The sequence below is a fragment of the Burkholderia sp. Bp8992 genome, assembly GCF_003853705.1.
Lineage (GTDB): Bacteria > Pseudomonadota > Gammaproteobacteria > Burkholderiales > Burkholderiaceae > Burkholderia.
The window spans coordinates 79,852-105,833 of the sequence record NZ_QTQI01000002.1 but is presented as its reverse complement, the minus strand read 5'-3'; the positions used below and the strand labels follow the sequence as shown (position 1 = coordinate 105,833).

The following is a 25,982-nucleotide window of genomic DNA, read 5'->3' as shown; positions in this document are numbered from 1 at the left end:
ACTCCAGTATCGGGTCGGAAGGAATGGGGAGGAAAAAACGAATCAGCGATTGACGGATCGGGGCACGAAGAACACCAGCAGTGCGCCGACCGTGATCGCGACGGAGATGAAGAGCAGCCCCGCGGTGGACTTGCCGGTCAGATCGTTCAGCCAGCCGACGATCGCCGGAGAGAAGAAGCCCGCCAGGTTCGCGAAGCAGTTGACGGCGGCGATTCCCGCTGCCGCCGACATTCCACCCAGCAGCGCCGTCGGCAGCGACCAGAACTGCGACGACGACGCGAGGATGCCGGCCGACGCAATGCTCAGGCACACGATCGACGCGCCGACGCTGCCGAGCAGCGGCAATGTCGCGAAGCCGGCCGCCGCGACCAGCATCGGCACCGCGAGATGGAAGCGGCGCTCGCGACGGCGATCGGCGCTCATGCCGATCACCGGCAGCGCGACGATCGCGCACGCATACGGAATCGCAGTGAACAGCCCCACCCACAGCGGATCGGCGACACCGGCCTTGCGAATGATGGTGGGCAGCCAGAACGTGAGGCCGTACTGCCCGAGCACGACGCAGAAGTAGATCGCTGCCATCAGCCACAGACGACGGTCCGCGGCGAACGCGCGAATCGACAGGTGCGCGGTCGTGTGCGCGGCGTCGGCCGCGACGTTGCGCGTCAGCAAGGACTTTTCTGCGTCGGTCAGCCACTTCGCGCAATCGATGCCGTCGTCGAGATACAGCAGGATCGCGACACCCAGCACGAGCGAAGGCAGCGCTTCGAGCAGGAACAGCCATTTCCAGCCGGCCAGCGACATCGTGCCGTGCAGCGAGTGCATGATCGCGCCGGACAGCGGACCGCCGATGATCCCGGCGAGCGGAATCGCCATGAAGAACAGGGACAATGCCTTCGCGCGACGCGCCGCCGGGAACCAGTACGTGAGGTACAGGATTACGCCCGGCGCAAAACCCGCTTCGGCGACACCGAGCAGAAACCGCAGCACGTAGAACACGGTGGGCGACTTCACGAACACGAAGCTCGCGGAAATCACGGCCCACGTCAGCATGATGCGCGCGAGCCAGCGGCGCGCACCGACGCGATGCAGGATCAGGTTGCTCGGCACTTCGAACAGAAAGTAGCCGAGAAAGAAGATGCCCGCGCCCATCCCGTACACCGTCTCGCTGAAACGCAGGTCGCTCAGCATCTGCAGCTTCGCGAACCCGACGTTGACGCGGTCGAGATAGGCGCCGAGATAGCACAACATCAGGAACGGGATCAGCCGGCGCGCGACCTTCGCATAGGTCGCCGCTTCGAACGTCTGCGCATCGTCCCGGTGCAGCATCTCGGGCTGAACCGGAGATGCGGGATACTTTGCTCTCATGTTTGTCTCCTGCCACGGCCCCGGGTTGTCCCGGGTGCATGATGGGCGGCGCCGCACGCGTGGCGGCGCCGTTTTCAGTGGATCAGCATCCCGCCATTGACGTCGAGCGTGATGCCGGTCAGATAGCTCGACAGATCGCTCAGCAGGAACAGGCACGCATTGGCAACGTCATCGGCCTCGCCGAGGCGGCCGAGCGGAATGCCCTTGATGATGTCCTCGCGCATCGCGGGCGTCAGCTTGTCGCCCGTGATGTCGGTCTGGATCAGGCCCGGCGTGATCGAATTGATCCGGATATGGTCAGCGCCGAATTCGCGCGCCATCGCCTTCGCGAGGCCGAGCACGCCGGCCTTCGCGGCGCTGTAGTGCGGGCCGCCGAAGATGCCGCCGCCGCGTTGCGCTGAGACCGACGACATGCAGACGATGCTGCCGCCGCGCTGCTCCTTCATCGCCGGCAGCACCGCCTGTGACATGTACAGCGTGCCGCGCAGGTTCACGTCGACGATCGCATCGAAGTCGCGCGCGGCAATGTCCAGCGTCCGCACGGGTTGTGTGATGCCGGCATTGTTCACAAGGCCGTCGATGCGGCCGAAGCGCTCCAGCGTTGCCCGGGCTGCCGACACGCACGCGTCGCGGTCGGTTACGTCGCAGGCCAGGCCGAGATGGCCCGGGCCGAGATCGGCGGCGGCGGCCTCCGCGTCTTCTCGGCGCAGGTCGAGGATCGCAATGCGTGCGCCGTGGGCCGCCAGTGCGCGAGCCGTGGCCTTGCCGATTCCACGTGGCGACGCGGCGCCGGTCACGATGATGGTCTTATGGTCGAGCAACATCGTTCGTCTCCTGTATTGATGTGTGTGTACAGAGTGTCGGCTCGCCCGACACTCGCATCAACGCGGAAACGCTCAGCCATAGTTGAGAAAATTTCAGATGTCGCCGCGCGGTCCACCGCGGCGTGCTGCAACGCAATATCGCGCGCGGGCCCGATGCGCGACGTTCAGCTTGCCCCGCCCTGCGTGGCGACCTCGCGCTCGATCCACGCGAGGAAGCGCTTCACGCGCGGCAGCTCCGCGTTCTGCCGCGGGTAAACGAGGTGATGCGCGCTGACTTCCACCGCATGGGCGGCGTCGAACACCGGCATCAGCAGCCCTTCTCGGATCTTCACCGATGCAAGCATCAGGCTTTCGAGCGCGATGCCGAGGCCCAGCGCGGCGGTTTCGAGCGACATGTACGAGCGGTCGAACGAAAAGTCGAAGGTCTTCTGGGCGGCAAGCGGTACGCCGGTCCGGCCAAACCATTGCTTCCACTGGACCAGCGGCGTTTCGGAATAGATCAGCCGATGTGCGAGCAGGTCTTCCGGCGTGTTCACCGGATGCCGTTCGAGATAGCGCGGCGACGCGAGCGGCGCGATGAACTCGCCGCGCACGGTTCGGACCTCGAGGTTGTCCCAGTTGCCGTAGCCGTGCCGGACATCGATATCGTAGAACCCATTCGAGAACGACACGTTTTCGTAAGAGCACGCAAGGTTCAGCTGAATATCGCCGTTCGCCTCCTGAAACGACGACAGCCGCGGCAGCAGCCACATCAGCCCGAAGCTCGGGCTCGAATGCACGCGCAGGATATCGACTTCGGTGCGGCTCGACGCGCGCTCGGTCGCGCGGCTGAGATCGGCGAGCGAGCCCGTGACGTCGGCCAGGTAGCGTTCGCCGGTCGGCGTGAGCACGAGGCCGCGCCCCGAGCGCTGAAACAGCGGCTGACCTATCTGCGATTCGAGGTTGCTGAGCTGATGGCTGACGGCGGACGCGGTCAGGCCGAGTTCTTCCGCCGCGCGATTGACGCTTTTGGTCCGGGCAACGCTTTCGAACGCGATGATGGCCTTGAGCGGCGGGATACGCATGTTGGAGTCTTGGGAAATTTGCAGAACGTCGGCAAAGCGATATCGCGTTCGAGCGATCATCCAAGCAAAGCCAGTCCAATATATCAAGTGTCAATTCTAGGGCGCGGGAGGACCTCCGTGCGCCATAGACCAAAACAAAGTTGTCACGGTTTGCGAAGTAAAGATGTCACTTCGCCGGTTCGCAGTCGCCCGGAAGCCCGGAACCCTTGTGAATAATAGAATTGCTCCGCAGTTGTCTGATTCTTGCGAGTCGACTTCATTTGCCCTTTTCGGATCATATGCATTACTTCGGTGCCGCCGAGCACTACACGCTCCTGTCCTTCCAGATTCGACGCTACGCGACGAACCGGATCGCGCTGTTCTCGATGGCAGCCTGGTTGCCGTATTGCCAAGTGATGTTGCGGTGTTCATGTCCGATCGGCAGACCCGAGTAGATCGGCAGGCCGAAGCCGCCCAGCACGTCGACAAGCATCTGCTCGAGCGTGAAATCCGCGCCGTCCGGGATCGGGCAGCGCGTGAATTGCCCGAGCACGAACGCGCGGGCCCCGTCGAACGCACCGCTCAGACGCAGTTGCGTCAGGCTGCGGTCGAGCCGGTAGCCGAATTCCGTCACGTCCTCCAGCAGTACGATCGCGTCGCGTGAGCGAAGCGACCAGCGTGTACCCGCGACGCTCGCGAGCACCGTCACGTTGCCGCCGCACAGACGTCCCCGCACCGCATCAGGGGCGCCGGACAAATGCCGCAGGCTCAGCGGCGCGCGTTTGCCACCGGTCAGCACGGCGCGCATGTCGGCACGCGTCGCGTCGTCGACATTGGTCGCCAGGCTGTGGAACGTCGGACCATGCAACAAGCGCACGCCGGGCCGGTCTGCAAGCGCGCAGAATAGCGACGTCGCGTCGGAAAAACCGATGATCGTCTTCGGCGTCGCGATCTCGTCCGGCAGGTGCTCAAGCAAATGCGCGCAACCGAATCCCCCTCGCGCGAGCCAGACGATATCGATTGACGGATCCATCAAGGCGCGCCGCAGATCGCCCGCGCGCTCCTCGGCGGTACCGGCGAAATAGCGGTACCGGCTGCCGAGATGTGCGCTCGTCGTGACCTTGAAGCCCCAGCTTTCGACGAGCGCGATGCCGCGCTCGATTCCTTGCGGATCGGGCACACCCGCGGGCGCGACGATGCGCACTGTCTTGCGTCTCGATTCCATTGAACGGATACCGTGAGGATAAGAACCCGCTGAATATACCTGACACCTCTCGCGAGCCGCTCACACCTGCGAGGCGACCTTGAACGCGGGGAGAGGCCATTCTCCGTCGCCCGCGAATCCGATTCGCTTCCACCGCTTGAGAATCACAGTCGATGCAAAATCGCCGGCCGATCGATGCGGATCCCACACCGGGAACAGGCCCGGGCACCGAACTCGCGCGCCGCCCTCCCCGACCACGTGGACGTGGCCTTTGCCGATCCGCATTGCCGTACCGGATACGTGCGCGAACCACGACGTTCGATTCAGCGAGCGGCAATCGGTGATTCGCTCAGCATCGTATCGGCGATATCGAGCATCGCGCGCAAGCGATCCATATGCCGAAGGTCATGGTGGTAACCCACCCATATGTCTCTGGATGGAGGCGGTTCCGGCGTCTCGATGCGCTGCACTGCCGGTACCGCGTCGCCCAGCGGTCGCGGCAGCACCGCGATGCCCATGCCTGCCGCGCACATCCGGGCCTGAACGGCTCGGCTCGTGCTGGTGAACACGCGCCGCGACTGCGGGAACCTGTCGAGCAGCCAGGCGACGTCGGGGAAATGAGACTGCGCCGTGTTCATCACGATCAACCCCACCGAAGCAGGATCGCGCCGCAACGCACGTATGGTTTCGGCCGTGCCGTAAAGACCGTACGGAACGGTCATCAGGCGGCGCTGGACAATGTCCGGTTCGGTGAAAGGAACGATCCGGAACGCCAGGTCGGCCTCGCGACGCGACAGGCTCAGCAATCGGTAGCTCGCGATCACTTCCGGCACCACGGCCGGATGACGGCGCACCAGTTCCGCCAGCACAGGCGTCAGCACGTAGCCGGCGAACCACTCTGCGCACGAGATGCGCAAGATGCCTTCGAGGCGATCGTGATTACCGGCCAGACGCCGCTCCATGGCCAGCGCGGCGTTTTCCATCGCTTCGGCCATGCCGAGCACGGTATCCCCGGCGTCCGTGAGCACCAGCCCATCCGCGGTCCTGCGGAACAACGCCTGCCCGGCTTCATCCTCCAGCGCCTTGATCCGGCGGCCGATCGTCGGATGGCTCACACCCAGGCCTCGGGCTGCCGCACCGAAAGATCCGCCCCGCTTGACGGCCAGAAAGACCCGGACATCACTCCATTCCATGCGAGGAACCTTCGTTCAAAAATGTACGCTCAATATACAAGAACGACCATTCACAAACAATTGTGTACGTCTCACCATGGTGGTGTTCATCAATCGAACCGGCCCGCTCGGGGCCGGCGTCTGCGGAGTGTGAAGACATGGGCAAACGCATGTCGGCGTGCCCCGTCGAGCGTATCGAAACGCGGAATCGAGCAAAAGGAGAAACACATGAACAAAACCTGGTTGATTACCGGCTGCTCCGGCGGCTTCGGCCTGCATCTCGCACGCGCGGCAGCCGCGCGCGGCGACCACGTGGTGGCAACGGCGCGTACGCCGGAAACGCTACGCGATCTGGCACGGCGTTATCCGGACACGCTGCGTGTCGCAGCACTGGACGTGACGAAGCCGGAGACGATACAAGCGGCCATTGCCTTGACGACCGAAACGTTCGGCAGGCTGGACGTGCTCGTCAATAACGCCGGCCATGGCTTCATGGGCGCAATCGAAGAAGGCACGCCGGAGGAATACCGGCCGTTATTCGATGTGAACGTGTTCGGGCTCATCGAGACGACGCGTGCGGCGTTGCCGCTGATGCGGCGCACCGGAGGCGGCAGGATCGTGAACCTGTCGTCCGGTGCGGGCATCGCCGGCTCGGGGGGCCGCGGCTATTACAACGCGACGAAGTTCGCAGTCGAAGGCCTGTCGGAGGCCCTTGCGCAGGAAGTCGAACCGATGGGCATTCGCGTGGTCATCGTGGAGCCCGGCCCGTTTCGAACCGAATTCCTGGGGCGCTCGATCGCGGTCGCCAAGCAGCAAATCAGCGCCTATTCGGCAACCGCGGGCTCCGCGCGCAGCTATCGCGACAGCAACGACGGACATCAGGCAGGCGATCCGGCCAAAGCCGCCGCGGTGATCATCCAGGCGATCGACTCGGACGATCCACCCTTGCACCTGCCGATCGGACCGAGTGCCCATGCAATTGCGGAGCGCAAGCTGAAGGCGTTCCGCCAGGACATCGACGCGTGGCGCGCGCGCTCCATCGCGACCGACTTCGATTGACGGTCCCGGGCCGACGCAACGGTCGGCCCGAAACAAAACGAAGCGCGGACACGCGGCCGGTCCTCGAGCATCGGTTCGGCAACCGCCGTCCGGTTGCACGCCGGCGAACGACAAGTCGCTCGCCGGGCGGCCGGCTTACATCGGAGGCGCTACCCCATCCTTCTCGACCACGATCTGGCGTCCGTCGTACGCCCCGTCCTTGCCCGGCGTAGCCACGACGAAGATCTTCTTGCCCGTCGACAAATCGGCGCGCGTCGCCGGGACCAGCGTCACGACCGGTGCGTCGGGCGGCACGTTGATCGTGTTGCTGCCGCCCTTGTACGAAAGCTTGAGATCTCGCCCGCTCGTGCCTTGAACGACGGTATCCACATTCGCGTTCGTCATCGAGCTGTTCGCGCCGAGATCCCATGCGTAGTGGCCTTCACCCATGCCGCGCGCGGCTTCGGGGAATACCAGCACTTCCTTCGCGATCAACTTGCCGTTCTCGCCCGGCATGGCTGCCGCGCCCACGTAGGAACCGGGCTTGATATCGGAAAGCTGAATCGCTTTCACCGCGTTCACGTTGGCCGACGCTGCGATATTGATGAGCACGGTATCGCCGCTGCGGCGGTGTACCTTCAGACTGTCTCCGGAAAACGAGACGATGTCGCCGCGAATGCGCTCGGGCTTGACCGCGGCGGATTGCGCGAACGCAGTGCCGGCCAGCGTAGCCGCGACGACGGAGACAACGAGTTTGAGTCGAATGGACATGAATGCTCCTGTGAAGAGGTTGCGATCGAGAACGTCACCGGCGCGGGCTCCTGGGCCGGAAGCTCAGGAGCCGCCAAACCAGTTGTATCCCTGGTTTTCCCAATAACCGCCCGGGAATGCGTTGGTCACCGTGATGGCGACGATGTGTTTGGGATTCTTGTAGCCGAGCTTGGTCGGCATGCGCAGCTTCATCGGGAAGCCGTACTTCGCCGGCAAGACGCTGCCGTCATAGGTGAGCGTCAGCAGTGTTTGCGGATGGAGCGCAGTCGGCATGTCGATGCTCGTCCAGTAGTTGTCGGCGCAATGCAGCGCGACGTACTTCGCGGTGGTGTCGGCGCCGGCGCGCAACAGGAAGTCGGAAAATCGCACGCCGCCCCACTTCCCGATCGCGCTCCACCCTTCGATGCAGATATGCCGCGTAACCTGGCTTTCCTGCGGCAGCGCATGGAGCTCGTCGAGCGTCCACGCACGCTTGCCCTTGACCAGCCCGCCGAGCTGGAGCCGATATCTCGCCGCATCCACGTCCGGCACCTGGTCGATGTCGTAGTACGCATTGAACGGAAAGGGCCGCGTGATCATCGACTCCGGATACGTCGGCGCAAGCTTGCGCGGATCGAAGAGCGCCGCCTGCACGTCGTCGTTGAACGACGACACGCGGCGCAGCATCGTATTGACCGATTGGTCGTCGGTCAGGTCGCAGCCGGAAAGCAGCATCAGGCCGCCTAGCGTAAGGATCCGCTTGCCGAACAGGCGGCGTTGCGTCGACTGGAGTGCGTTGCGCGCATCCTTGACGATCGCATGTGAATCGAGCTGCGCGACGCGGTCGGCACGCGGCGAACGTTTGGGTTCATTCATGATCAGCGCCCTCGAATCATCGTGAGCAGTGAGCGCGGAACGAGCGCGACCATCACGACGTGAACGGCAAAGAAACCGACGAGCACGCTCATCGCGACGAAATGAACGATGCGCGCGTTGTCGAATCCGCCCATCATTGTCCTCAGGACCGCAAACTGCACCGGTTTCCAGATGGCGAGCCCCGAGAGAACGAGCAGCACGATATCGGCGAGCGCGCCGAGATACGCGAATTTCTGCACGGCGTTGTACCGGGCGGGATCATCGTGGACCAGCTTTCCGCGCAGCGCGGCGGCGAGGTCGGAAAGGAGCGCGCGCATGCCGAGCGGCAACAGCTTCCTGCGCAACCGCCCTGTTGCAATGCCGAGCACGAGATAGGCGAACAGGTTGCCGACCAGGATCCACATCGCCGCGAAGTGCCAGAGGAGCGCACCGCCCAGCCAGCCTCCCAGCGTGATGGAAGGCGGAAACGTGACCGCCCTGAAAATCGGCGACGCGTTGTAGACCTGCCAGCCGCTCAGGCACATGGCGATGACTGCGGCGGCATTGAGCCAGTGGAAAAGACGAACCCACAGCGGATGAATCGTCGAGCGTCTCAAAGCGAACTTCCTCGTAACCTTGCGGATGGTGCACGCGCCATGCCGTGGTGACATGCGCGTGACGAGAAGGATCGCAATTGCGTCGACGTACCGGTATCGGTCGAACGACCGACCCCGGTCGGGCAGCCGCGGGTACGTTGGGGGTACGGCGGAACTCCTGGACTATCAGTGCTCCTCAGCCGTAAGCGAAAACGATGCCCGGATCCGCATGATGGTCTGACGCGACGTCCCGAACCTGCGTGCGATCTCGCTCACCGACAGTCCTTTGTCGAGGGAGCGCATCACGCGCTCGCGATCTTGCCGGCCAAGCGACGATGGCCGACCGACGCGCTGCCCGTTGTCTTGTGCGGATTTCACACCCGTTTTGCCACGCTGGCTCCTGACCGAGGTCTCCAGTCGGATCACCGCACGGAGCATCTTGATCGCCGGCGGTTCGGGGCGGCTCGCAAGATCGACGTTGCCGACCTCGACGCACTGGACCACGATCCTCCTGTTGCGGCATTGCATGAGAGTCGAAAGGGCGTCGCGTGCGCTGCAGCCGAGCGCAGCAATTTCCAGTACCACCAGCGAGTCACCAGGTACGGCGCGCCTCAGGGTACCAGCCAGTTCCGGTCGCTCGGCTGCGGTGACATACGGTGGGACGCGGTCGATGGCGACGCGATTGAGTACGACGGTGTGGCCGGCCTTGTCGAACGCAATCAGCTCCTGCTCGGGGAACAGACTCCCGATCGGGCTGTTGATGTAAAGAAAGGTACGGCTCATCCGCCCTCCGATGCGTGCAAGGTTGCCGGCGGATGCACCGCCTCCGTCACTACGCCCCGCTATCGCCCATGATCGCGTGCGCGATCGCGTCGATCGAAACCGGTTTCACGAGAATGGCATCGAACCCGCGCCACGCGTAGCTTCCCAGTGTCGGCGGAACCATGGCGACGATACGCGTGCGCGGGTGCAAGCTGACCGTGTCGACAGCGAACTTGCAAGCGTTGTCGGGATCACGCTCCACGTCGACGACAACCGCCGAGGCCGGGCCATGCGAAATCGCTTCTTCGGCGCGGTGCGCGGGCACCACGGTCGTGCTGAATCCGCGCAGCCGCAACAACAGGGCAACCGATTCCCCGACATGCGCGTTTCCTCGAAGAATCACGATGCGGCGGCCCGCGAGCCGCAGCGGCTTGTCGGTGACCGATGAACTGCGCAATACGGCGTCCGCACTCAACCAGAGCAGACGTGCTTCCCGATAGGCTTCCAGCGCAGATTGCTTGAGGGCCTCGTCCGCGAGCGGATTGGCGAAAAGCGCCCGGATGCGCGCCTCGGCCACCCCGAGCCGCCGGTCTGCTTCGTCGAAGCGTGCCTTTGCCTTCCCGTTGTGGCTGTCGATCCCTTCCTCCATGTCTTGTTTCGCGTGTTAACTGCGAAGCCGCGTGAAGATGGCCATCAGGTCGTCAAGCGACACTGGTTTCTTCAGGTGAGCATCGAAGCCAGCCTTCTCCGCCTGCCTCACGTCTTCGTCCTGAGCGTAGCCGCTCAGCGCAATACAGAGCACCGATTTCAGTGCCGGCGCTTCGCGCAGCTTTTCAACGAAGACCAGCCCATCCATGCCGGGCATGCCGATGTCGGACAGCACGACGTCCGGCACATGACCGTCGAGCGTCGACAATGCCTCCTCACCGCTCATTGCCGTCCGGACGATGGCACCCTCGCCTTCCAGCAGGAGCTTGAACGTCTCAACCGTGTCCGCGTCATCGTCCACCATCAGCACATGCAAGCCCTGCAAGGACTCGACCGGTCCTCTTCTGGTCGAATGCGCGTCGGTGAGCACGCGGTGCGTCGGCAGCGTTACCGTGAACGCCGCACCGAGACCCGCACCCTTCGATTCCGCCTGCACGATGCCGCCATGCAGGTTCACCAGGTCCTTGACCAGTGCAAGGCCAATTCCGAGACCCGGGCGGCGCGCATTCGAATCCCGGCTTTGCCGGAACATGTCGAAGACGTGAGGCAACAATGCAGCCTCGATGCCGTTCCCGGTATCAGCCACACGCAGTACGGCCTCCTCATGCTCGTCAACCTGCAGCGACACGTCCACAGACCCGCGACTGGTGAACTTCAGCGCATTGCTGATCAGGTTCCAGACGATCTGTTCGATGCGCGTAAGGTCGGCATGAATGATGACGGGCGCGGCGGGTATCGCGACGTTGAGTGCGAGGCCGCGCTGGCTCGCTTCGTCCTGGACGGCATGTGTGACGCGCTTCACGATTTCGCGCATGTCGACGGGCGTGCGCACGACGGACAGCTTCCCGGTTCGCACGCGCGAAATGTCGAGCAGATCGTCGATGATCTGCGCCTGGCCGATGACGGTGCGCCGGATCGTATCGGCGGCACGCGAAATGTTCAGGTTTTGCCGGGATTCCGGCGCGCGCGCGATCAGTTCCGCGCTCGCCGAAATGAGGTTGAGTGGATTCTTGAGTTCATGCGACACCACGGCAAGGAACTCGTCGCGGCGCCGCACCTCATTCCGTTCACCCGTTTCGCCAAGCGGCTCGGCCGGCGCATGGCGGCCAGCCATGGCCGCCGGCGCGAATTCCCCGAGATCACGCGCGATCTTCGCAAACCCGCTGATGCCCGGTTCGTCGAGGCGCGACAGCACCCCGCTCGCAAAGAAGCGGGTGCCGTCCTTGCGCAGATGCCAGCGTTCCTCTTCGGTGCGTCCGTTCAGCCGGGCCTCCGCGAATTCGCGCTGTGCAACCTGATTGGTACGATCCTCTTCGGTCGACAGGAGATCGGCAGACTGCCCGATCATTTCGGCCTCGGTATACCCGAAGATCCGCTCCGCGCCGGCATTCCAGCTGGTGACGATGCCGTTGTCATCGAACGTGATGATCGCGTAGTCCTTGGTGCCTTCGGCCACGATGCGCATCAGCCGCTCACCTTCGCGCAGCCGGTCTTCCGCCCTTCGGCGGTCAGTGACATCGATGAAGGAAAGCACCGCGCCGTCGATTCGGTCCTCCGTTGTCCGGTAGGGCACGAAGCGCGCGAGATACCAGCGTCCGTCGTTGCTCCGCAGTTCACGCTCGATCAGGCGGAGCGAATCGAAAGCCTCGGCCGCGTCGTCGGAGAGCTTGTCGTACTCGAGCCGATGCGTGATGTCCAGCAGCGATCGGCCAATATCCGACGGAATGATGCTGAAAACGTCCGTCGCCCGCGGCGTGTAGCGCTTGATGCAGATATTCCGGTCGACGAAGATCGTGCCGATATCGTTGGCTGCGATCAGATTCTGCAGGTCGTCGTTGATCTTGCCGGTTTCCTCGACCTTCGACTTGAGCTCCGCATTGACGGTGGTCAGCTCTTCGTTGATCGACTGCAGCTCTTCTTTGCTGGTCTCGAGTTCTTCCGTCGCCGAACGCAGCTCCTCGTTGATCGCCTGCAACTCCTCGTTGGATGCTTTCAACTCTTCCGTGGACGTTTCCGATTGCTCGATGGTCGACTGAAGCTGCTCCTTCGTGCGCTGCAGCTCGCGTTCGAGCTGGCTGATGATCGGGTCTTTCTGCACGTCGACCGTCGCGGTTTCGGAACCGCTCATGCTGTCTTCGACTTCGTCGAACAGCACCAGCACGAAGTCCGCATTGGCCTCCGGATCATGCACGGGGCGCGCGGTCATATTGACGAAATACGAGCGCGCGTCGCGCTCGACCCTCACGCGCCGCGCCTCGACGCTGCGATTGGTGTGCAGTGCCTGATAGATCGCCGTGCGCAGCTCGAGACGCAATTCGGGGCGCACCACCGCAATGATGTTGTGAGAGGGTTCGCCGCCGGAATATCGCAGGAAGCGTCCAGCCCGATCGGACAGGTGAACGATTTCGGAATCGCGGCTGACGAGCACGCTAGGCGGCGCGTGCTGCTCGACGAGGCGTTGGTGCAAGTCGCCGAACGAGAAGCGGCGACGGCCCGGCGGCTGAATGGTCGTCACGACGGGCCGTGCGCTCATCGTTCCGGAAATGGCGACCGGCACCGGGGTATCGCCACGCACTGCCATGTTCGCGCGGTAGATTCGGTTGCGCTTGTCGACGACCGAGAACATGGAACTCACGCTGTCGGCCGATTCAGAGCTGCCGAGAAACAGCACGCCACCGGGACGCAGCGCGAAGTGGAACATCTTCAGAATTTCGATCTGCGCTTCCCGGTCCAGATAAATCAGCAGATTGCGGCAGCAGATCAGGTCGAGCCGCGAGAATGGCGGGTCGCTCAGCACGTTGTGATGCGCGAACAGCATGTGCTCTCGCAGCTCTTTCTTGACGCGGTAGTGCGCGGCGTCTTTCGCGAAGAACTGGCGCACGCGGTTCGGCGCCACGTCGGCGAGAATCGAATCGGGGTACAAGCCGGTGCGTGCAAACGAGATGGCCCGCTCGTCGATGTCGGTCGCGAAGACCTGGAACGAAACGCCTTCGGCTGATTTCAGCGACCGCTCCTGCAGCAACATCGCGAGCGAATAGGCCTCTTCCCCGGTCGCGCAGCCAACCGACCACACGCGAATGCGATCCTGCTCACCGCGCCCTTCGAAGAAATGGGGCAGGACGTCGCGGTCCAGTGCATCGAACGCTTCCTTGTCGCGGAAGAAGTTCGTGACACTGATCAGCATGTCCTGCAGAAGCGCCTGGGTTTCCTCCGGATGCAGATGGAGAAAGTCGCGGTACGCCTGGAGATCGGTGATGCCGTTGACCTGCAGGCGGCGTTCGATCCGCCGCAGTACTGTCGCCCGCTTGTAATGCCGGAAATCATGCGCGGTGCGCATACGCAGGATGATCATGATCTCGCGCAATGCACGCTCGGCTGCCTCGTTGACCAGTTCTTCCTGGCGCTCCTCGCTTTCGGTGACGGGCAGGTGGATTTCCTTCGCGGTCACCCACAGGTCCATCAGCCGTTGCGGCATTTCCGCGGCGGTGGTCACGAAGTCGACCATGCCTGTCGCGATGGCACTGCGCGGCATGCTGTCGTATTCCGCTTCCGCCGGCTCCTGGGCGAAGGTGATACCGCCCATTTCCTTGATCCTCGACAGCCCGACGGAGCCGTCCGAGCCTGCGCCGGACAGCACGATGCCGATTGCGCGTGCGCGATGGGCTTCAGCGAGCGTCCGGAAAAAGAGATCGACGGCAGCCCGTCGGCCGCCCTCTTCCGGTCGATGGGGAGCGACGCGCAGAAAATCGTCGACCATGGTCAGTTCGAGGGAGGGCGCGATCAGGTAGACGTGGTCGGGCTCGATCGGCGTGGCACTCGTGACTTCCAGCACGGGCATTCCGGTGGCCTTCTGCAACAGGCTGGCCAGATTGCTTTCATGATCCGGTGCCAAATGCATGACCACGACGAATGCCATCGACGTGCGCGCCGGCAAGGCTTCGAAGAACTCGAGGAGCGCACCCAAACCGCCAGCCGACGCGCCGATTCCGACGACAGGATGATTTGCCTGGCCCGGGAGAGTCTGCCCGCGTCTTTTCGACATCGCTGCGTGTCCTGTTGAAAGAATAATCGTGTTCGCGGCCAAGGTCGGGCAGGCGCATGGCCCGCTTGCGCCAAGATACGCGTGGATCGCTATTATCGCTCCAACAGCATTGACTGCAAGAATTTTGCCGCGTCGCCAGCGGGGTGTGCGGCTTCCTCTTGACGCCTCCGCGAAGCCTCGAGGCTGGATCCGCCGGGACGCGCATCGAGCATGCGACGTTTCATCTCCCTTTCGCTTGGCGCACGCTCGACATCTTCGCGCTTGCATCGGGACAGGGGAAACGGCGAATGTGGCGTGCCCTGTCTGTCGCCAATAGCGGAACCGGCCTGAATTCGTCAGTCGCGAAAGCGTATCGCCGCCTCCCGTTCAGGCCGGCGTAGTGGACTCCGCAAGGCGGTTCAGTGGGTCGAGCGCCGGCGGTCGGCGATCCATGAGCGCTGCTTTTTGGCGATGTGCTCGACGGCGCGTTGTCTGGCGATCTCGTTGTCAGCCGATCCGCTCAGCGGGCTCGCCGTCAGTTCGATCAGCCGCCGTGCCAGCCCGTCGAGCGGCAAGACGAAATCCGCATAAGGCTCGGCATGCAGCGGCATGTCGGACGCAAACGCTTCCGCGGGATCCTGGACGATCGTGGCGCCCCCGCACAACCGGATCGCATCGAGGCCAGCGGCACCGTCGTCCAGCAGGCCGGTCAGGATCACCCCGATGGCGCGCCGCCCCATTTCGGCCGCGACGCTGCGAAACAGCGGATCGATCGCCGGTCTTGCAAAATTCTCCTTGGCGCCGCGCGTGAGGCGCAGCACCTCGCCTTCGACGATCAGATGCCGATCCGGCGGAGCCACGTAAATTCTGCCCGGCAGGTAGGTATCGCCATCTTTTGCGTGCACTGCATGAAGCGGGCCGGCCGAACTCAGGAGGGATGGCAGGAAACTGTCGTGCGCTCCGATATGCAGAACGATCGCGACCGCGGCCGGCAAGTTGCGCGGAAGTCGAGAAACCAGCGCGCAGAGCGTATCGACACCACCCGACGACGTACCGATTGCGATGAAGTCCCGATGAGCCACTTTGCCCCCCTATTCCCGCTGCTTCAAGTGTAGACCTGGATCGCCGGTGCATTCGTCACTTCATTGAAAACGTATTCACCACGCGTCCATACAGCTCAGAAGAATAGCTGCCGCAATTCCTGTTCCGCACCTCCGGCGCGTCCGATTTCGGGTCGCATTCTGCTCTCGTTCATCATCCGATACGATGTCCGTAAAGCACGATATACGGACATTTGTTTGCGATGTACTTTCCCATCGCGGCTGACATAAGCTTGGAACGGTCGTTTCCCTGCCGGTTTCGTTACTTCACAGGTGAAGGAATGGTCGTCCAGAGACTTTCATTTCGCGCTGCTGCAGGCAAGCTGCAAGTCATCACGGTGTGGCGATGCCTGTGGCGAAGCGGCATACGCGTATGCCGCTGGGGCATGCATGTCGACCAGCGGTCGGGCATCGAATCGATGACGGTCGATATCGTCGGATCGGATTTGCTGCTTGCAGACGACATCAAGACGATGCTCGATGATTCATCCTTGCAATTGACTGTCACGCTGTTTCATATGGCCGTGGTGACGAATTCTTCGGTCACACGGGAGCCCAACGAGGATCGTATGCGCGAGGCAGCGAATTCGATCGCCATCGTTCGTTCACATCCGAGGCTGACGCTGGTCAGGGATATCACCCGCCACGTCGCACATTCCAAACGAGACTGATTGCATGCGACGCGCAAGCCGCTTCTGCCAGGTAATACCCTCCCGGCCCATTCGGGGCGAAGCGGTAAAGATTGCGTATCCAGCCATCCAGGAGACAAGCATGCTGAGCCCTCATGAAATCGCCGCGCTCATGCTGGTCAAGGCTTCACCCGACCAGATCGACACGAGCAGCGAAGAATTCGACACGCTGCGCGAGCAACAACTCGTGGAACTCGAGACACTTGCTTCCGGCGCGCATCGCCTGCGCATGACGCATAACGGCGAAACACTGCTTCGCATCGTTACGCAAACGTATTGATCGGCACCCGGCCAGTGCAGCGACGCATGGGCCGACGAAGCGATCAAACAGCGGCACCCAATTCCATTCAGGAGATCGTCGATCATGAAAACCCGGGAGCTGGTTTCGAGCGCGCAACACGCCAATCTCGACTTCGTATTCGGTCTGGCTGGCGCGTTACTCGATGAAGTCGGGAAACTGGCCGAACTCAATGCGCGATTTGCACGATCGTCGCTGAAGGACGCGTGGGCGGTCGCCGAAAGCGCGATTGAAACACCGCAGGACTGGACGCCCATCCAGCGCGCGCTCACCGAGCCGCTGGCCGAGAAGCTTCAGTCCTACAACAGCGAGTGGCTCGGTATCGTGTCGTCCTGCCATGCCGACGTGATCGAAGTCGCCCAAGCCGGCAGCGATCAATACGTGCATCGGATACAAGCGTTCGTCAATGATGCGGCAAAATTCGCGCCGTCCGGCTCCGAGGCAACCGTAGCGGCCTGGAACTCCGCGATCGTCGCTGCGAATTCGCTGTACCGGACCCTCGGCAGCACGGGCCAGCAAGCTGCCGAAGCCGCGCGCGGCAATTTCGACGTCGCCGTCGTGGCAGCGTCGAAGCACGCCAAACGTGCGGTTGACGAGGAACAGCACGCGGCAAAGCGATAGCAGTCGATGCAAGCGCCTCGACAGGTTGTCGCAGGCGATCTTGCCAGCCGTGTTACCGGTTATGAGAGGAAGCCCCGCTCGCGCGCTCCGCATACCCGGGTTCGGCACCAGTCGGCGCGGAGGCTGCCGACGCAGCCGACAGCGCGTTCATGTACGCCGGTGGAGGCTTCTTCTCCTTTCGGATTCCCGGCGGCGGCGCCGTCGGGCGCCGCTCCATGTCGGCCAGCATCTGCCGGCACGGCAACGGGCTGCTGCGGCCCGGTTGCACCAACGCGAGCAGACTTGCGAGCGGATTCAACAAGCCCAGCCCGATCGCCGCACCGCCACGTGCGATCAGTGCTCCTGCCTTCACGCCGACGTGCGGCTGCTTGAAGGACCCGGTGACATACAGCGGCGAGCGCAGCGATATCACCCTGAACCCCTTGGTATGGGGATGCAGCGTCAGATTCATGGTCTCGTCCCGCAGGTTCACGTTGCCCTCCATTCCGATCACCGCATCGTCGGTGTCGAGTGCGAACACGCGCGAGTCGAGCACGCCATTGGTGGCCACCAGGTCGGCCACGCCGCAGTTGATCTTTACGTCGCGAGTGCCGAACAATTTCTCGTAAACCACGTTGGCGACGTTCAGGCCTGCAGCTTCCATCAGCAGGAGGCTCACCGTGCCGTCGGTGATCAATGTCTTCACTTCCCCGTTGGAAGTCGCCGCGAGTGCCGCCGGCGAATTGCCGGTGGCTGACAACTCGGCATCGCCGTTGACCTCGCCGAGCGCCGTTTGCATCACCGAGAATGTCGGGAACAGCTGCTTGAGTTTCAGGTGTCTCGCCTGCAGCGAGAATCGCCCCTTGAGCGGCACGCCGCTGCCATCCAGATGAATGTTGGAAGCCAGCGTCCCGCCCGCGACGCCAAAGTTCAGCGGGTTGAGCATCAGAACCCCGTCACGCATGACGATGTGGGTCGACAGGTCGGTGATCGGCAAGCTCGAGGTCTTGACGATGCGTCGCCCGGTAAATCGAACGTCGGCGTCGATCTTCTTCCAGCGGTCGGTTCGGAATGTCTCGACAGGCAACGACTTGTTCGCGGGCTGCGCGACTGCGGCACCGCGCCGCGCCTTCCTGGCATTCGTGTCGGCGCCGATAAGCGGTGCAAGGTCGGAGAACTGCAACAGCCTGGACTCCAGCGTGCCGGACAAGAGCGGCCTCGGTTCGCGCGAAACGTACACCAGCGTGCCGTTGAGATCGCTGCCGCCGACGCGTCCCGTGAAGTCTTCGTACTTGAAGACATCGCCGGACGCCCGGAATTGGCCGATCAATCGGCCGTCGGTCGCATAAGGCGAGGTTTCGGGTAACGTGATGCCCGTGACTTCATACAGATGGGCCATCGTGGTGCCTGCGAGCCAAAGCCGGAGATCGACCGCGGCCAGGTGAGCCGGATCGGTCAGCGTGCCGACGAACGCCAGATGCGTATCGCCAAAGCGCATGTCGGCCTGCACCGGAAATGGCCGCGACGTGCCCTGCACCTCCAGCAAATTGCCGATCTTGCCGGTGCCGGCGACATTGCTCTTCTTGTAGGTTCCCTTGACGGTCCAGCCGATCATGTAAGTGCCGGCGCCAGCAGATTCCGCCGGCGCCGGTCCCGCCGATGCACTCGTCGTCGCAGCGGACGTTGCGCCCGGTGCGGCAGCCGCGGAGGCGTTCGATGCAACCGGTGCGCCCGATGCTGCCGGGGCCATTGTGGTGCCGGATTTCATCCCTGCGGTACGCGACGCCGCGGCCAGCGCTTGCGAAGCCGCTGCCGATGCGCGGGACGCCGCATCGGCACCCGACGCCGGAACCACCGGTTGCACCTGGCCGGCGTGCGCCTGGGCCGCGAGTTTCTTTTGACCCGCCGGCCCGACGGCCTTTGCCGATTCATGGCGCGCCAACGCCTCTTGCTGTTTCATCGCGACACCGAACGGGATCGGCTGGCCAAGCGTGTCGATCGTCGCGCTCAGATCGAATCGCTTTTGCTGGTCGTAGTAGCCGAGACTGCCTCGGGCGAACGCGACCTGATGCAGATCGAGCGTCCATTGGCCCGGCTGCGCGAGCTTCTTGAACTTGAACGTCCAGTTGGCTCGCCCGTCGCCGAGACGTTCGAGGTCGACGGAAGGATTGACCAGATCGATCGCCGGAATCACGATGCGGCGTGCCATCAGCGGCAGCGCCTCGACCTCGAAGCTGATCGCGTCCAGCGCGACGAAATACCTTGACCGCGCCCAGTCCGGGTTGGAAATCGTGACGTTGCGAGCGGTGAATCGCGGCCATGGTACCCATGCGCGCCAGCCTCGCTCGGCCACGGGCTTATGCCACCCGACACTCAGATCGCCGTTGATCGCGAATTGCCGCCCGATCGCGTCCGACACCTTGTCATCGATCCAAGGGCGGGCCCGATTCCAGTCGAACGTCACAATGACGACAACCAGCGCTGCAAGCGCCAGCGCGACGATCGCGGCAAGCCACGCGGCCGCCTTGCCGACGGTGTGGCCGATGTGCATGTCTCACTCCCCGAATTTGCTGTACGGTGTCGCGCAATTCGTGTTCCTGAATGCGCATCGGATGGAGATGTCTGACGATATCGACGTGCACGTCGAAATGGGGTTCTCACGACTGTTCGCACGTCGATCGTCGCAGTAATGTGACGAATCGACTTCTCCGCCTGCTCGTGGTGTGCGGCAGTGCCAAGCATGTCGAGCGAGAGAAACGGACGCCTGCTGCGGCCATGACATGTCGATCGGGAGGATCAATGGATCGTCGCCGTTTCCTCGAGTCGTCGGTCTTTTTTACCATTGCGGCTGCCACCGCTCCGCACAGCGTCTCACCGGCGGTCATACCTGTCGGTGCCGCGCGCAAGAACCTTGATCGATTCCCGCAAGGTGTCGCCAGCGGCGATCCGCACGATCGCTCGATCGTATTCTGGACGCGATGCGTGCCGGTACCCGGGAGCGGCACGCCACGCGCAAAAGGTGTCGCGCGGGCGGTGCCGCTGCGACTGGAAGTGTCGACCCTGCCGGATTTCTCGACGCTCGTCGCAAGCGTACCGCTGACGGCGCTGGCCACCTACGACTTCACCGTGCGCGCAAAGGTGACGGCGCTCTCGCCGAAGACTACCTACCACTACCGGTTCGTCGCCGGCAACGACGTCAGCATGACGGGTATCGCGCGTACGGCGCCGGAAGTCACCGAGGCAAACGAACAGGTTCGCTTCGCGTGGCTCACGTGCCAGGACTGGAGCGTCAACCATTGGCAAGCGATGACGCTGCTGGCCGCCGAGCGCGATCTCGATTTCTTCGTGCATGTGGGCGACTACATCTATGAAACGGTCGGGACATCTCCTCCCGGCCGTGCCGAGCCGGCGCACCCTCCGCTGCGCTTGCCCGACGGAAAGCTGCTCGCGGACGGCCGCGCGTATGCCGATACGCTCGAAGACTACCGGACGCTCTATCGCACCTATCGCACCGATCCGCGCCTGCAGATGCTGCACCAGCGCCTTCCGATGATAGCGATCTGGGACGACCACGAATTTTCCGACGACTGCTGGCAGGATCATCAGGTCTATACCAACGAGGAGCGGCAGGAAACCCGGCGCCGCCGCAGCGCCAGTCGCGCGTGGGCAGAGTACATGCCGGTGGATTGGGGCGATGTGCGATTCGATCCGGACAATCCGTCGTACACGAACATTCGCATCTACCGCGATTTTCGCTTCGGCATGCTGATGCACCTCGTGATGACGGACGAGCGGCTGTATCGCGACGATCATGTCGTCAGCGAGGCAGCTATCGCGCGCCTGCATGGGCACGACCCGGTGCATGGAGACGACGCAGCCGGCTCGCGCTATTTCGTGCAGCAGGATGTGCTGCAACGATACGAGGCTAGCGATACCAGGCGGCTTGGTCGCCCGCCGTCGATGCTGGGCCCGGAACAGACACTATGGTGGAAAGCCATGATGAAGGACTCGCCCGCAACCTGGAAGGTATGGGGCAACGAAGTGATGCTGAACCGTCTGTGGTTCCAGATGCCGGGCGCGCCCAAGACACCAGCGGCGCGCCTCGTGGCCGATTGCGACGCCTGGGACGGTTATCCCGCACACAAGCACGAACTGCTCGCTTACTTGAGGGAGCACCAGATCCGTAACGTGGTCGCGATCACCGGCGATCTGCATGCATTTCAATGCGGCGTCGTGCGGGACGACCCCGATCCCGCGACGGGGGTGCCGGTCATCGTCGATTTCGTTTGCGCCGGCATCAGCAGTTCGTCCTTCTATTCCAACCTGAAAGCAGTATGGACCGGCACACCGCTGGCGACGATGGTGGCCACCCCAGGCAGACTCGACAGCTTCCTGATGGCGAACAACCCCGATCTGTGCCATGCCGACCACGATGCGCAGGGTTATGCATCGGCCACCGTCACGCCGGAGCATTTCTCCGTCACGTTCAACAAGGTGAAGCCGTTAAACCCGGACGGCACGGCGCCCGCGGATGCACTGCTTCGTCGCACACGATTGACCGTTCCCAGGGACTCGGCCGAAGTACGCGTCGAGCACATCTAGATGGCATAGCACAGGGCCGCCCCAGGCGGCTCGTCAGTGGTAATGTCCGCCAAAAAGCCCGAGCAATCCAATGACGATCAGGTAGATTGCGACAATGTAGTTCAGCAGGCGCGGTACCACCAGAATAAGAATTCCGGCGATCAGCGAGACCAATGGGCTCAGGTTGGTGAATACGTGCATGGCGTTGCCTCCTGACAAGCAGCTTTTGTTTGCGCTTCGGAGCGATTTGCGTGCCCGGCGCAACGCATGGTGCATCGCTTCTTCAAATTGGCGGCTGACAGCGATGCGACCACTGTCGTTTTTCGACTGATACAAGTCTTCGCTTCGACGGGAATGACAATTGCGGGGCCCCGTCAAATAGGGGGCAACTGCGATGAACGATCAACGTCTGGGCGAGCACGAATCCGCGACCGCGGATGAAAACGATCCGAGCTGGCTTCGCCGCCTCGGTCCGGGCTTGACGACCGGAGCAGCGGATGATGATCCGTCCGGCATCGGGACCTATTCGCAGGCCGGTGCTCAGTTCGGCTTCGAACTGCTCTGGACCCTGCTGCTCACCTATCCGCTCATGGCGGCTATCCAGTTGGTGAGCGCGCGTATCGGGCGGGTGACCGGTAAAGGTCTCGCGTCGAACATCCGAACCCACTATCCGATGTGGCTCCTCGATGGTGCAGTCGCACTGCTGACGATCGCCAACGTGATCAATATCGCGGCCGATCTGTCGGCAATGGGTGCGGCCGCCAATTTGCTTCTTGCCGGGCCTCAACACCTTTATGTCGTCTCGCTGGGCCTCGTGTCGGTCGTGCTGCAGATTCTGATTCCGTACGAGCGATACGCGCGATTGCTCAAATGGACCGCGCTGGTGCTGTTCGCCTATGTCGCTGTCGCACTGGTCGTCCCGATTCCATGGGCCGAGGTGGGCCGGGCGATCATACTGCCGCACATCCAGATAAGCTCGGGCTACCTGACCACCGTGGTCGCAGTCCTCGGCACGACCATCAGCCCGTATCTGTTCTTCTGGCAGGCCTCCCAGGAGGTCGAGGAGCTGTTGGCCGTGCCGCGCGACCAGCCGCTACGCCGAGTCCCCCATCAGGCGCCCGCACAACTGCGCCGTATCAACTTCGACACCTGGTTCGGAATGGGCGTCTCGAACATCATCGCTTTCTTCATCGTGTTGACGGCGGCGGCCACACTGCATGCGCACCATATCGTCGTGAACACGTCGGCGGACGCCGCGCGGGCGCTCGCGCCGATTGCCGGCCAGTTTGCGTACGTGCTGTTTGCGCTCGGCATCATCGGTACAGGCCTGCTGGCGCTACCGGTGCTGGCCGGTTCAACGGCATACGCGATGGCGGGCACGTTCCGCTGGCACAACAGCCTCGCGCTGCGGGCACCGGTCGCGGTGCCGTTCTATGCCGTGATTGCGTTGGCGGTCGCCGGAGGCCTGGCGATGACTTTCATGCATTTCGATCCGATCCGGGCACTCTATTGGAGTGCCGTCATCAACGGCGTCACTGCGTCGCCCATCATGGTCGTCATGATGCTGATGGCGCAGAGCAAACGAGTCATGGGCGAATTCGCGATCAAGGGACCGCTTGCCTGGGGTGGGTGGTCTGCCACATTCGTCATGGCGCTCGCAGCCGTTGGTATGCTGGTGCCCTCGTGACACCGGCTGTGCGTCCGACCGAGGCGCAGCCGCAACGCAGCCACCGTCACCGGCGTGACCCTCGCACGCAATCTGCTAACGTTGCTTCGGGCCACCACGAAGACATTCGCCATGCACTACCACCCCGACGACATCGTCCGGCTGTTCCGATCCGTGTCGACGCTGCACCTGAACCGCCCGGCGCCGGCCGAATCGTTCCTGGCTGGCGCCGTCGAGGCCGGCATCGCATTCGGGCACGTGCTGCGCGACTACCCGCTGGTCCGCTGCCAGCCGCTCGACTTCCACTACCTGTGCCAGCAGAGCCTGTCCGTGCTCGACGACACGCTGCTGGCCGACCTGACATGCGACCTGCCGCCGCTCGGATGGCGCGGCGCGCACTGGGCCGCCCTGCTGATCGCGTTGTCGGGCAACACGCGCTATCTGCCGCATCTCGACAAGGCCAGGCACCATCGCGGTGTCGCGTGGGCGGCCGGCCTGGCCGAAGCCGCCGTGCACCGGGAGGCGTCGTCGTCGCGGTACCCCTGTGCCCGGCTGATCGTCGACCTTCGACAACAGCTCGCGTCGCTGCCGCGCGTGGCCGTGCGCCTGCGCAGGCTGCCGCCACCCGACGCCGTGGCGGCCACGGCCGCGGCCGTCCGTGCCGCGTATCGCCGGGGCGATGTCGCGGCGGCACTGGCGATCGCCCGCGGCTAGTTCGCAGCGCGCGCCGGCCGTGCCCGTCGCGGCCTACTCGACGTTGTCCGACACATCCGTCATCCGGATCATGTGCGGCCGTACGCCGTCGTCGTCGGCAGACACGGCCTCCTTCGGATGAATCAGCGCTTCGAGCCGCGCCTTCGTCGCGATGAACGCCGGTGAATTGACCTGCGAATAGTCGCGCGGCCTCGGCACCGGCACCTCGATCAGTTCCTGCACGCCCCCCGGATTCGCCTTCAGCACGAGAATCCGGTCCGCCAGGAAAATCGCCTCGTCGAGATCGTGCGTGATGAACAGGATCGTCACGTCGATGTTGCGCCAGATGTCGAGCAGGTGCGTCTGCATCCGTGCACGCGTCTGCGCATCGAGCGCACCGAACGGCTCGTCCATCAGCAGGATGCGCGGGCGGTTCGCGAGCGCGCGGGCGATCGCCACGCGCTGCTTCATCCCACCCGACAACTGGTGCGGATACACGTCGGCGAAACGCGTCAGCCCCACGAGATCGAGCCATTGCAGCGCTTCACGCTCGGCTTCGCCGCTGCTGCTTCCATTCATCCGGAGTCCGAACATCACGTTCTTCTTCACGGTGAGCCACGGAAACAGCGTGTAGCCCTGGAACACCATCCCGCGATCGGCGCCCGGCCCCTGCACGGGCTGGCCGTCCAGCAGCACCTCGCCGCTCGTCTGCGCGTCGAGCCCCGCCAGGATGCGGATCAACGTCGACTTGCCGCATCCGGACGGGCCGATCACGCACACGAATTCGCGCCGGTGCGTACGGAAGCTGATGTCGTCGAGCGCGACGCACTCGCCTTGCGGCGTCGTGAAACGCTTGCCGACGTGGCGCACGTCGAGTATCACGTCGCGGGTTTTCAGCCGCGCGAAGCGCTCGCGCACCGCGTCGGACTGGATCAGGTAATCGGGAACGGCTTGCGGGTTCTGCATGATGCCCTCTGCGGAAATCGGTCGATGGATGCGAATCAACGGGCGTCACGCTTTCAGCGTGCGATCCCACGGAAACAGCTTGCGGCCGAGCAACCCGAGCACGATGTCGGTGCCGAGGCCGATGATCCCGATCATCAGGATCGCCGCATACACGTTGTCGAAATGCTGGTAGCGCGCCTGCTGGCTGATGTACCACGTGATGCCCGAGCTCGTGCCGACGAGTTCGGCAACGATCAGGTAGGTCCACGCCCAGCCGAGCAGGATCCGCTGGTCGCGATACAGGTCCGGCAGCACGCCGGGAATCACGACGTGCGTGAGCAGCTTGAGCTTCTTCGTGCCGAGCGTCATCGCGGCCTCGAACAGCCCGTATTCGAGCTTGCGCGTCGTGTTCGCGACGATCAGCACCTGCTGGAACAGCGTCCCGATCACGATGATCGCGATCTTCGGCGCGTCGTAGATCCCGAGGATCGCGACCATCAGCGCGCCGAACGCCGGTGCGGGCAGGTAGCGGAAGAATTCCAGGAACGGCTCCTGCAGCCGCGCGAGCGCGCTGAAGGTGCCGCAGACGATGCCGAGCGGCACGCCGATCGCGGACGAGATCACGAAGCCCCAGAAGATGATCCGGATGCTGTGCCACAGGCTCTCGTGCAACCATACGCCGTCTCGCGAGGCAGGCGGCGTCGTGAATGCCGTGTAGAACGCGCGCAGCACCTCGTGCGGCGCGGGCAGGTAGACCGGATTCGCGCGCACGCCTTCCGGCACGGCCGCGTGCGTTGCCCGCGCATGCGCGAGCTCGTCGTCGAACACGTCGCGGTCGATCTGCATGCCGGTCTGGAAATAGTCGACGCTGCCGGGATTCGTGATGCGCATCTGCGGATGCCAGACGAACGGCACATAACTGATCAGGCACCAGACGGCGAACGGCAGCAGGAAGGACGCGAGGCCGAGCGTCCATTTGCCGCGCGTCGTCAGCTCTCGGCGCACGGCCAGCCATCCGGTCGTGTTGCGGGTCATTGACATGGGAATCTCCGTATCGTTTCGGGTGCCG

General features: G+C 63.5%; 23 protein-coding genes and 1 pseudogene. 7 read left to right on the top strand and 17 right to left on the bottom strand.

Features of this window, described 5'->3' with window-relative positions; genetic code table 11:
• Positions 1 to 42: 42 nt before the first annotated feature.
• From DIE03_RS03365 to DIE03_RS03345, 6 genes and pseudogenes are all read right to left on the bottom strand, one after another.
• Positions 43 to 1,368, bottom strand: a complete 1,326-nt coding sequence (locus tag DIE03_RS03365) for an MFS transporter (RefSeq protein WP_124447471.1) — start codon at positions 1,366 to 1,368, stop codon at positions 43 to 45.
• A gap of 74 nt (positions 1,369 to 1,442) precedes the next feature.
• A complete protein-coding gene (locus DIE03_RS03360) occupies positions 1,443 to 2,192 on the bottom strand; it encodes an SDR family NAD(P)-dependent oxidoreductase (protein WP_124447469.1) in 750 nt (249 codons plus the stop codon).
• Positions 2,193 to 2,356: 164 nt separating this feature from the next.
• Positions 2,357 to 3,256, bottom strand: coding sequence for a LysR substrate-binding domain-containing protein (locus DIE03_RS03355; RefSeq protein ID WP_124447467.1), 900 nt, complete (start codon positions 3,254 to 3,256; stop codon positions 2,357 to 2,359).
• Positions 3,257 to 3,471: 215 nt separating this feature from the next.
• A pseudogene (locus tag DIE03_RS39050) lies at positions 3,472 to 3,567 on the bottom strand (IS6 family transposase); the annotation flags it as partial.
• A gap of 23 nt (positions 3,568 to 3,590) precedes the next feature.
• Positions 3,591 to 4,460 (bottom strand): LD-carboxypeptidase, encoded by an 870-nt coding sequence (locus DIE03_RS03350; RefSeq protein ID WP_124447465.1) that lies wholly within the window; start codon positions 4,458 to 4,460, stop codon positions 3,591 to 3,593.
• A 302-nt stretch (positions 4,461 to 4,762) separates the two neighbouring features.
• The gene (locus tag DIE03_RS03345) at positions 4,763 to 5,632 is read right to left on the bottom strand and encodes a LysR family transcriptional regulator (protein ID WP_124447463.1); all 870 of its coding nucleotides are present in this window, start codon (positions 5,630 to 5,632) and stop codon (positions 4,763 to 4,765) included.
• 129 nt (positions 5,633 to 5,761) lie between these two features.
• On the opposite strand from DIE03_RS03345, the gene DIE03_RS03340 reads away from it, so the two are divergent.
• Complete coding sequence (locus tag DIE03_RS03340) at positions 5,762 to 6,670, top strand: oxidoreductase (protein ID WP_260434789.1); 909 nt, start codon at positions 5,762 to 5,764, stop codon at positions 6,668 to 6,670.
• Between the two features lie 135 nt (positions 6,671 to 6,805).
• On the opposite strand, the gene DIE03_RS03335 is transcribed toward DIE03_RS03340, so the two are convergent.
• From DIE03_RS03335 to DIE03_RS03305, 7 genes are all read right to left on the bottom strand, one after another.
• Positions 6,806 to 7,420 (bottom strand): hypothetical protein, encoded by a 615-nt coding sequence (locus tag DIE03_RS03335; protein WP_124447462.1) that lies wholly within the window; start codon positions 7,418 to 7,420, stop codon positions 6,806 to 6,808.
• Between the two features lie 63 nt (positions 7,421 to 7,483).
• Positions 7,484 to 8,275: a molybdopterin-dependent oxidoreductase gene (locus tag DIE03_RS03330; RefSeq protein ID WP_124447460.1), complete on the bottom strand. Its 792-nt coding sequence runs from the start codon at positions 8,273 to 8,275 to the stop codon at positions 7,484 to 7,486.
• Between the two features lie 2 nt (positions 8,276 to 8,277).
• Positions 8,278 to 8,871, bottom strand: coding sequence for a cytochrome b/b6 domain-containing protein (locus tag DIE03_RS03325; protein ID WP_260434788.1), 594 nt, complete (start codon positions 8,869 to 8,871; stop codon positions 8,278 to 8,280).
• A gap of 165 nt (positions 8,872 to 9,036) precedes the next feature.
• Positions 9,037 to 9,633 carry a helix-turn-helix domain-containing protein gene (locus tag DIE03_RS03320; RefSeq protein ID WP_124447456.1) on the bottom strand — a complete coding sequence of 199 codons (597 nt, stop codon included), beginning with the start codon at positions 9,631 to 9,633 and terminating at the stop codon, positions 9,037 to 9,039.
• Positions 9,634 to 9,682: 49 nt separating this feature from the next.
• Entirely contained in the window at positions 9,683 to 10,261 is a 579-nt protein-coding gene (locus tag DIE03_RS03315; protein WP_124447454.1) for a hypothetical protein, read from the bottom strand.
• 15 nt (positions 10,262 to 10,276) lie between these two features.
• On the bottom strand, positions 10,277 to 14,362 hold the full coding sequence (locus DIE03_RS03310; protein ID WP_124447452.1) for a CheR family methyltransferase: 4,086 nt from the start codon (positions 14,360 to 14,362) through the stop codon (positions 10,277 to 10,279).
• Between the two features lie 398 nt (positions 14,363 to 14,760).
• Positions 14,761 to 15,423 carry a chemotaxis protein CheB gene (locus tag DIE03_RS03305; RefSeq protein WP_260434787.1) on the bottom strand — a complete coding sequence of 221 codons (663 nt, stop codon included), beginning with the start codon at positions 15,421 to 15,423 and terminating at the stop codon, positions 14,761 to 14,763.
• A 221-nt stretch (positions 15,424 to 15,644) separates the two neighbouring features.
• Between DIE03_RS03305 and DIE03_RS03300 the strand changes: the two genes are divergently transcribed.
• From DIE03_RS03300 to DIE03_RS03290, 3 genes are all read left to right on the top strand, one after another.
• The gene (locus DIE03_RS03300) at positions 15,645 to 16,112 is read left to right on the top strand and encodes a hypothetical protein (protein ID WP_124447450.1); all 468 of its coding nucleotides are present in this window, start codon (positions 15,645 to 15,647) and stop codon (positions 16,110 to 16,112) included.
• 100 nt (positions 16,113 to 16,212) lie between these two features.
• On the top strand, positions 16,213 to 16,410 hold the full coding sequence (locus DIE03_RS03295) for a hypothetical protein (protein ID WP_124447448.1): 198 nt from the start codon (positions 16,213 to 16,215) through the stop codon (positions 16,408 to 16,410).
• Between the two features lie 84 nt (positions 16,411 to 16,494).
• The gene (locus DIE03_RS03290; RefSeq protein ID WP_124447446.1) at positions 16,495 to 17,049 is read left to right on the top strand and encodes a phasin family protein; all 555 of its coding nucleotides are present in this window, start codon (positions 16,495 to 16,497) and stop codon (positions 17,047 to 17,049) included.
• Between the two features lie 52 nt (positions 17,050 to 17,101).
• Here the strand turns inward: DIE03_RS03290 and DIE03_RS03285 are convergent, their stop codons facing one another.
• Positions 17,102 to 19,579, bottom strand: coding sequence for an AsmA family protein (locus DIE03_RS03285; protein WP_124447445.1), 2,478 nt, complete (start codon positions 19,577 to 19,579; stop codon positions 17,102 to 17,104).
• A 248-nt stretch (positions 19,580 to 19,827) separates the two neighbouring features.
• On the opposite strand from DIE03_RS03285, the gene DIE03_RS03280 reads away from it, so the two are divergent.
• Positions 19,828 to 21,630, top strand: coding sequence for an alkaline phosphatase (locus tag DIE03_RS03280; protein ID WP_124447443.1), 1,803 nt, complete (start codon positions 19,828 to 19,830; stop codon positions 21,628 to 21,630).
• 33 nt (positions 21,631 to 21,663) lie between these two features.
• Here DIE03_RS03280 and DIE03_RS03275 read toward each other — a convergent pair whose 3' ends face one another.
• Positions 21,664 to 21,810: a DUF3096 domain-containing protein gene (locus DIE03_RS03275; protein WP_124448121.1), complete on the bottom strand. Its 147-nt coding sequence runs from the start codon at positions 21,808 to 21,810 to the stop codon at positions 21,664 to 21,666.
• Positions 21,811 to 22,003: 193 nt separating this feature from the next.
• On the opposite strand from DIE03_RS03275, the gene DIE03_RS03270 reads away from it, so the two are divergent.
• Together DIE03_RS03270 and DIE03_RS03265 are read left to right on the top strand one after the other, a co-directional pair.
• Entirely contained in the window at positions 22,004 to 23,296 is a 1,293-nt protein-coding gene (locus tag DIE03_RS03270; RefSeq protein WP_124447441.1) for an NRAMP family divalent metal transporter, read from the top strand.
• A 111-nt stretch (positions 23,297 to 23,407) separates the two neighbouring features.
• Positions 23,408 to 23,989, top strand: a complete 582-nt coding sequence (locus DIE03_RS03265) for a hypothetical protein (RefSeq protein WP_124447439.1) — start codon at positions 23,408 to 23,410, stop codon at positions 23,987 to 23,989.
• Between the two features lie 33 nt (positions 23,990 to 24,022).
• Here the strand turns inward: DIE03_RS03265 and DIE03_RS03260 are convergent, their stop codons facing one another.
• Positions 24,023 to 24,934 (bottom strand): ABC transporter ATP-binding protein, encoded by a 912-nt coding sequence (locus tag DIE03_RS03260; protein WP_124447437.1) that lies wholly within the window; start codon positions 24,932 to 24,934, stop codon positions 24,023 to 24,025.
• Positions 24,935 to 24,979: 45 nt separating this feature from the next.
• Positions 24,980 to 25,954: an ABC transporter permease gene (locus DIE03_RS03255; RefSeq protein WP_124447435.1), complete on the bottom strand. Its 975-nt coding sequence runs from the start codon at positions 25,952 to 25,954 to the stop codon at positions 24,980 to 24,982.
• Positions 25,955 to 25,982: the final 28 nt, after the last annotated feature.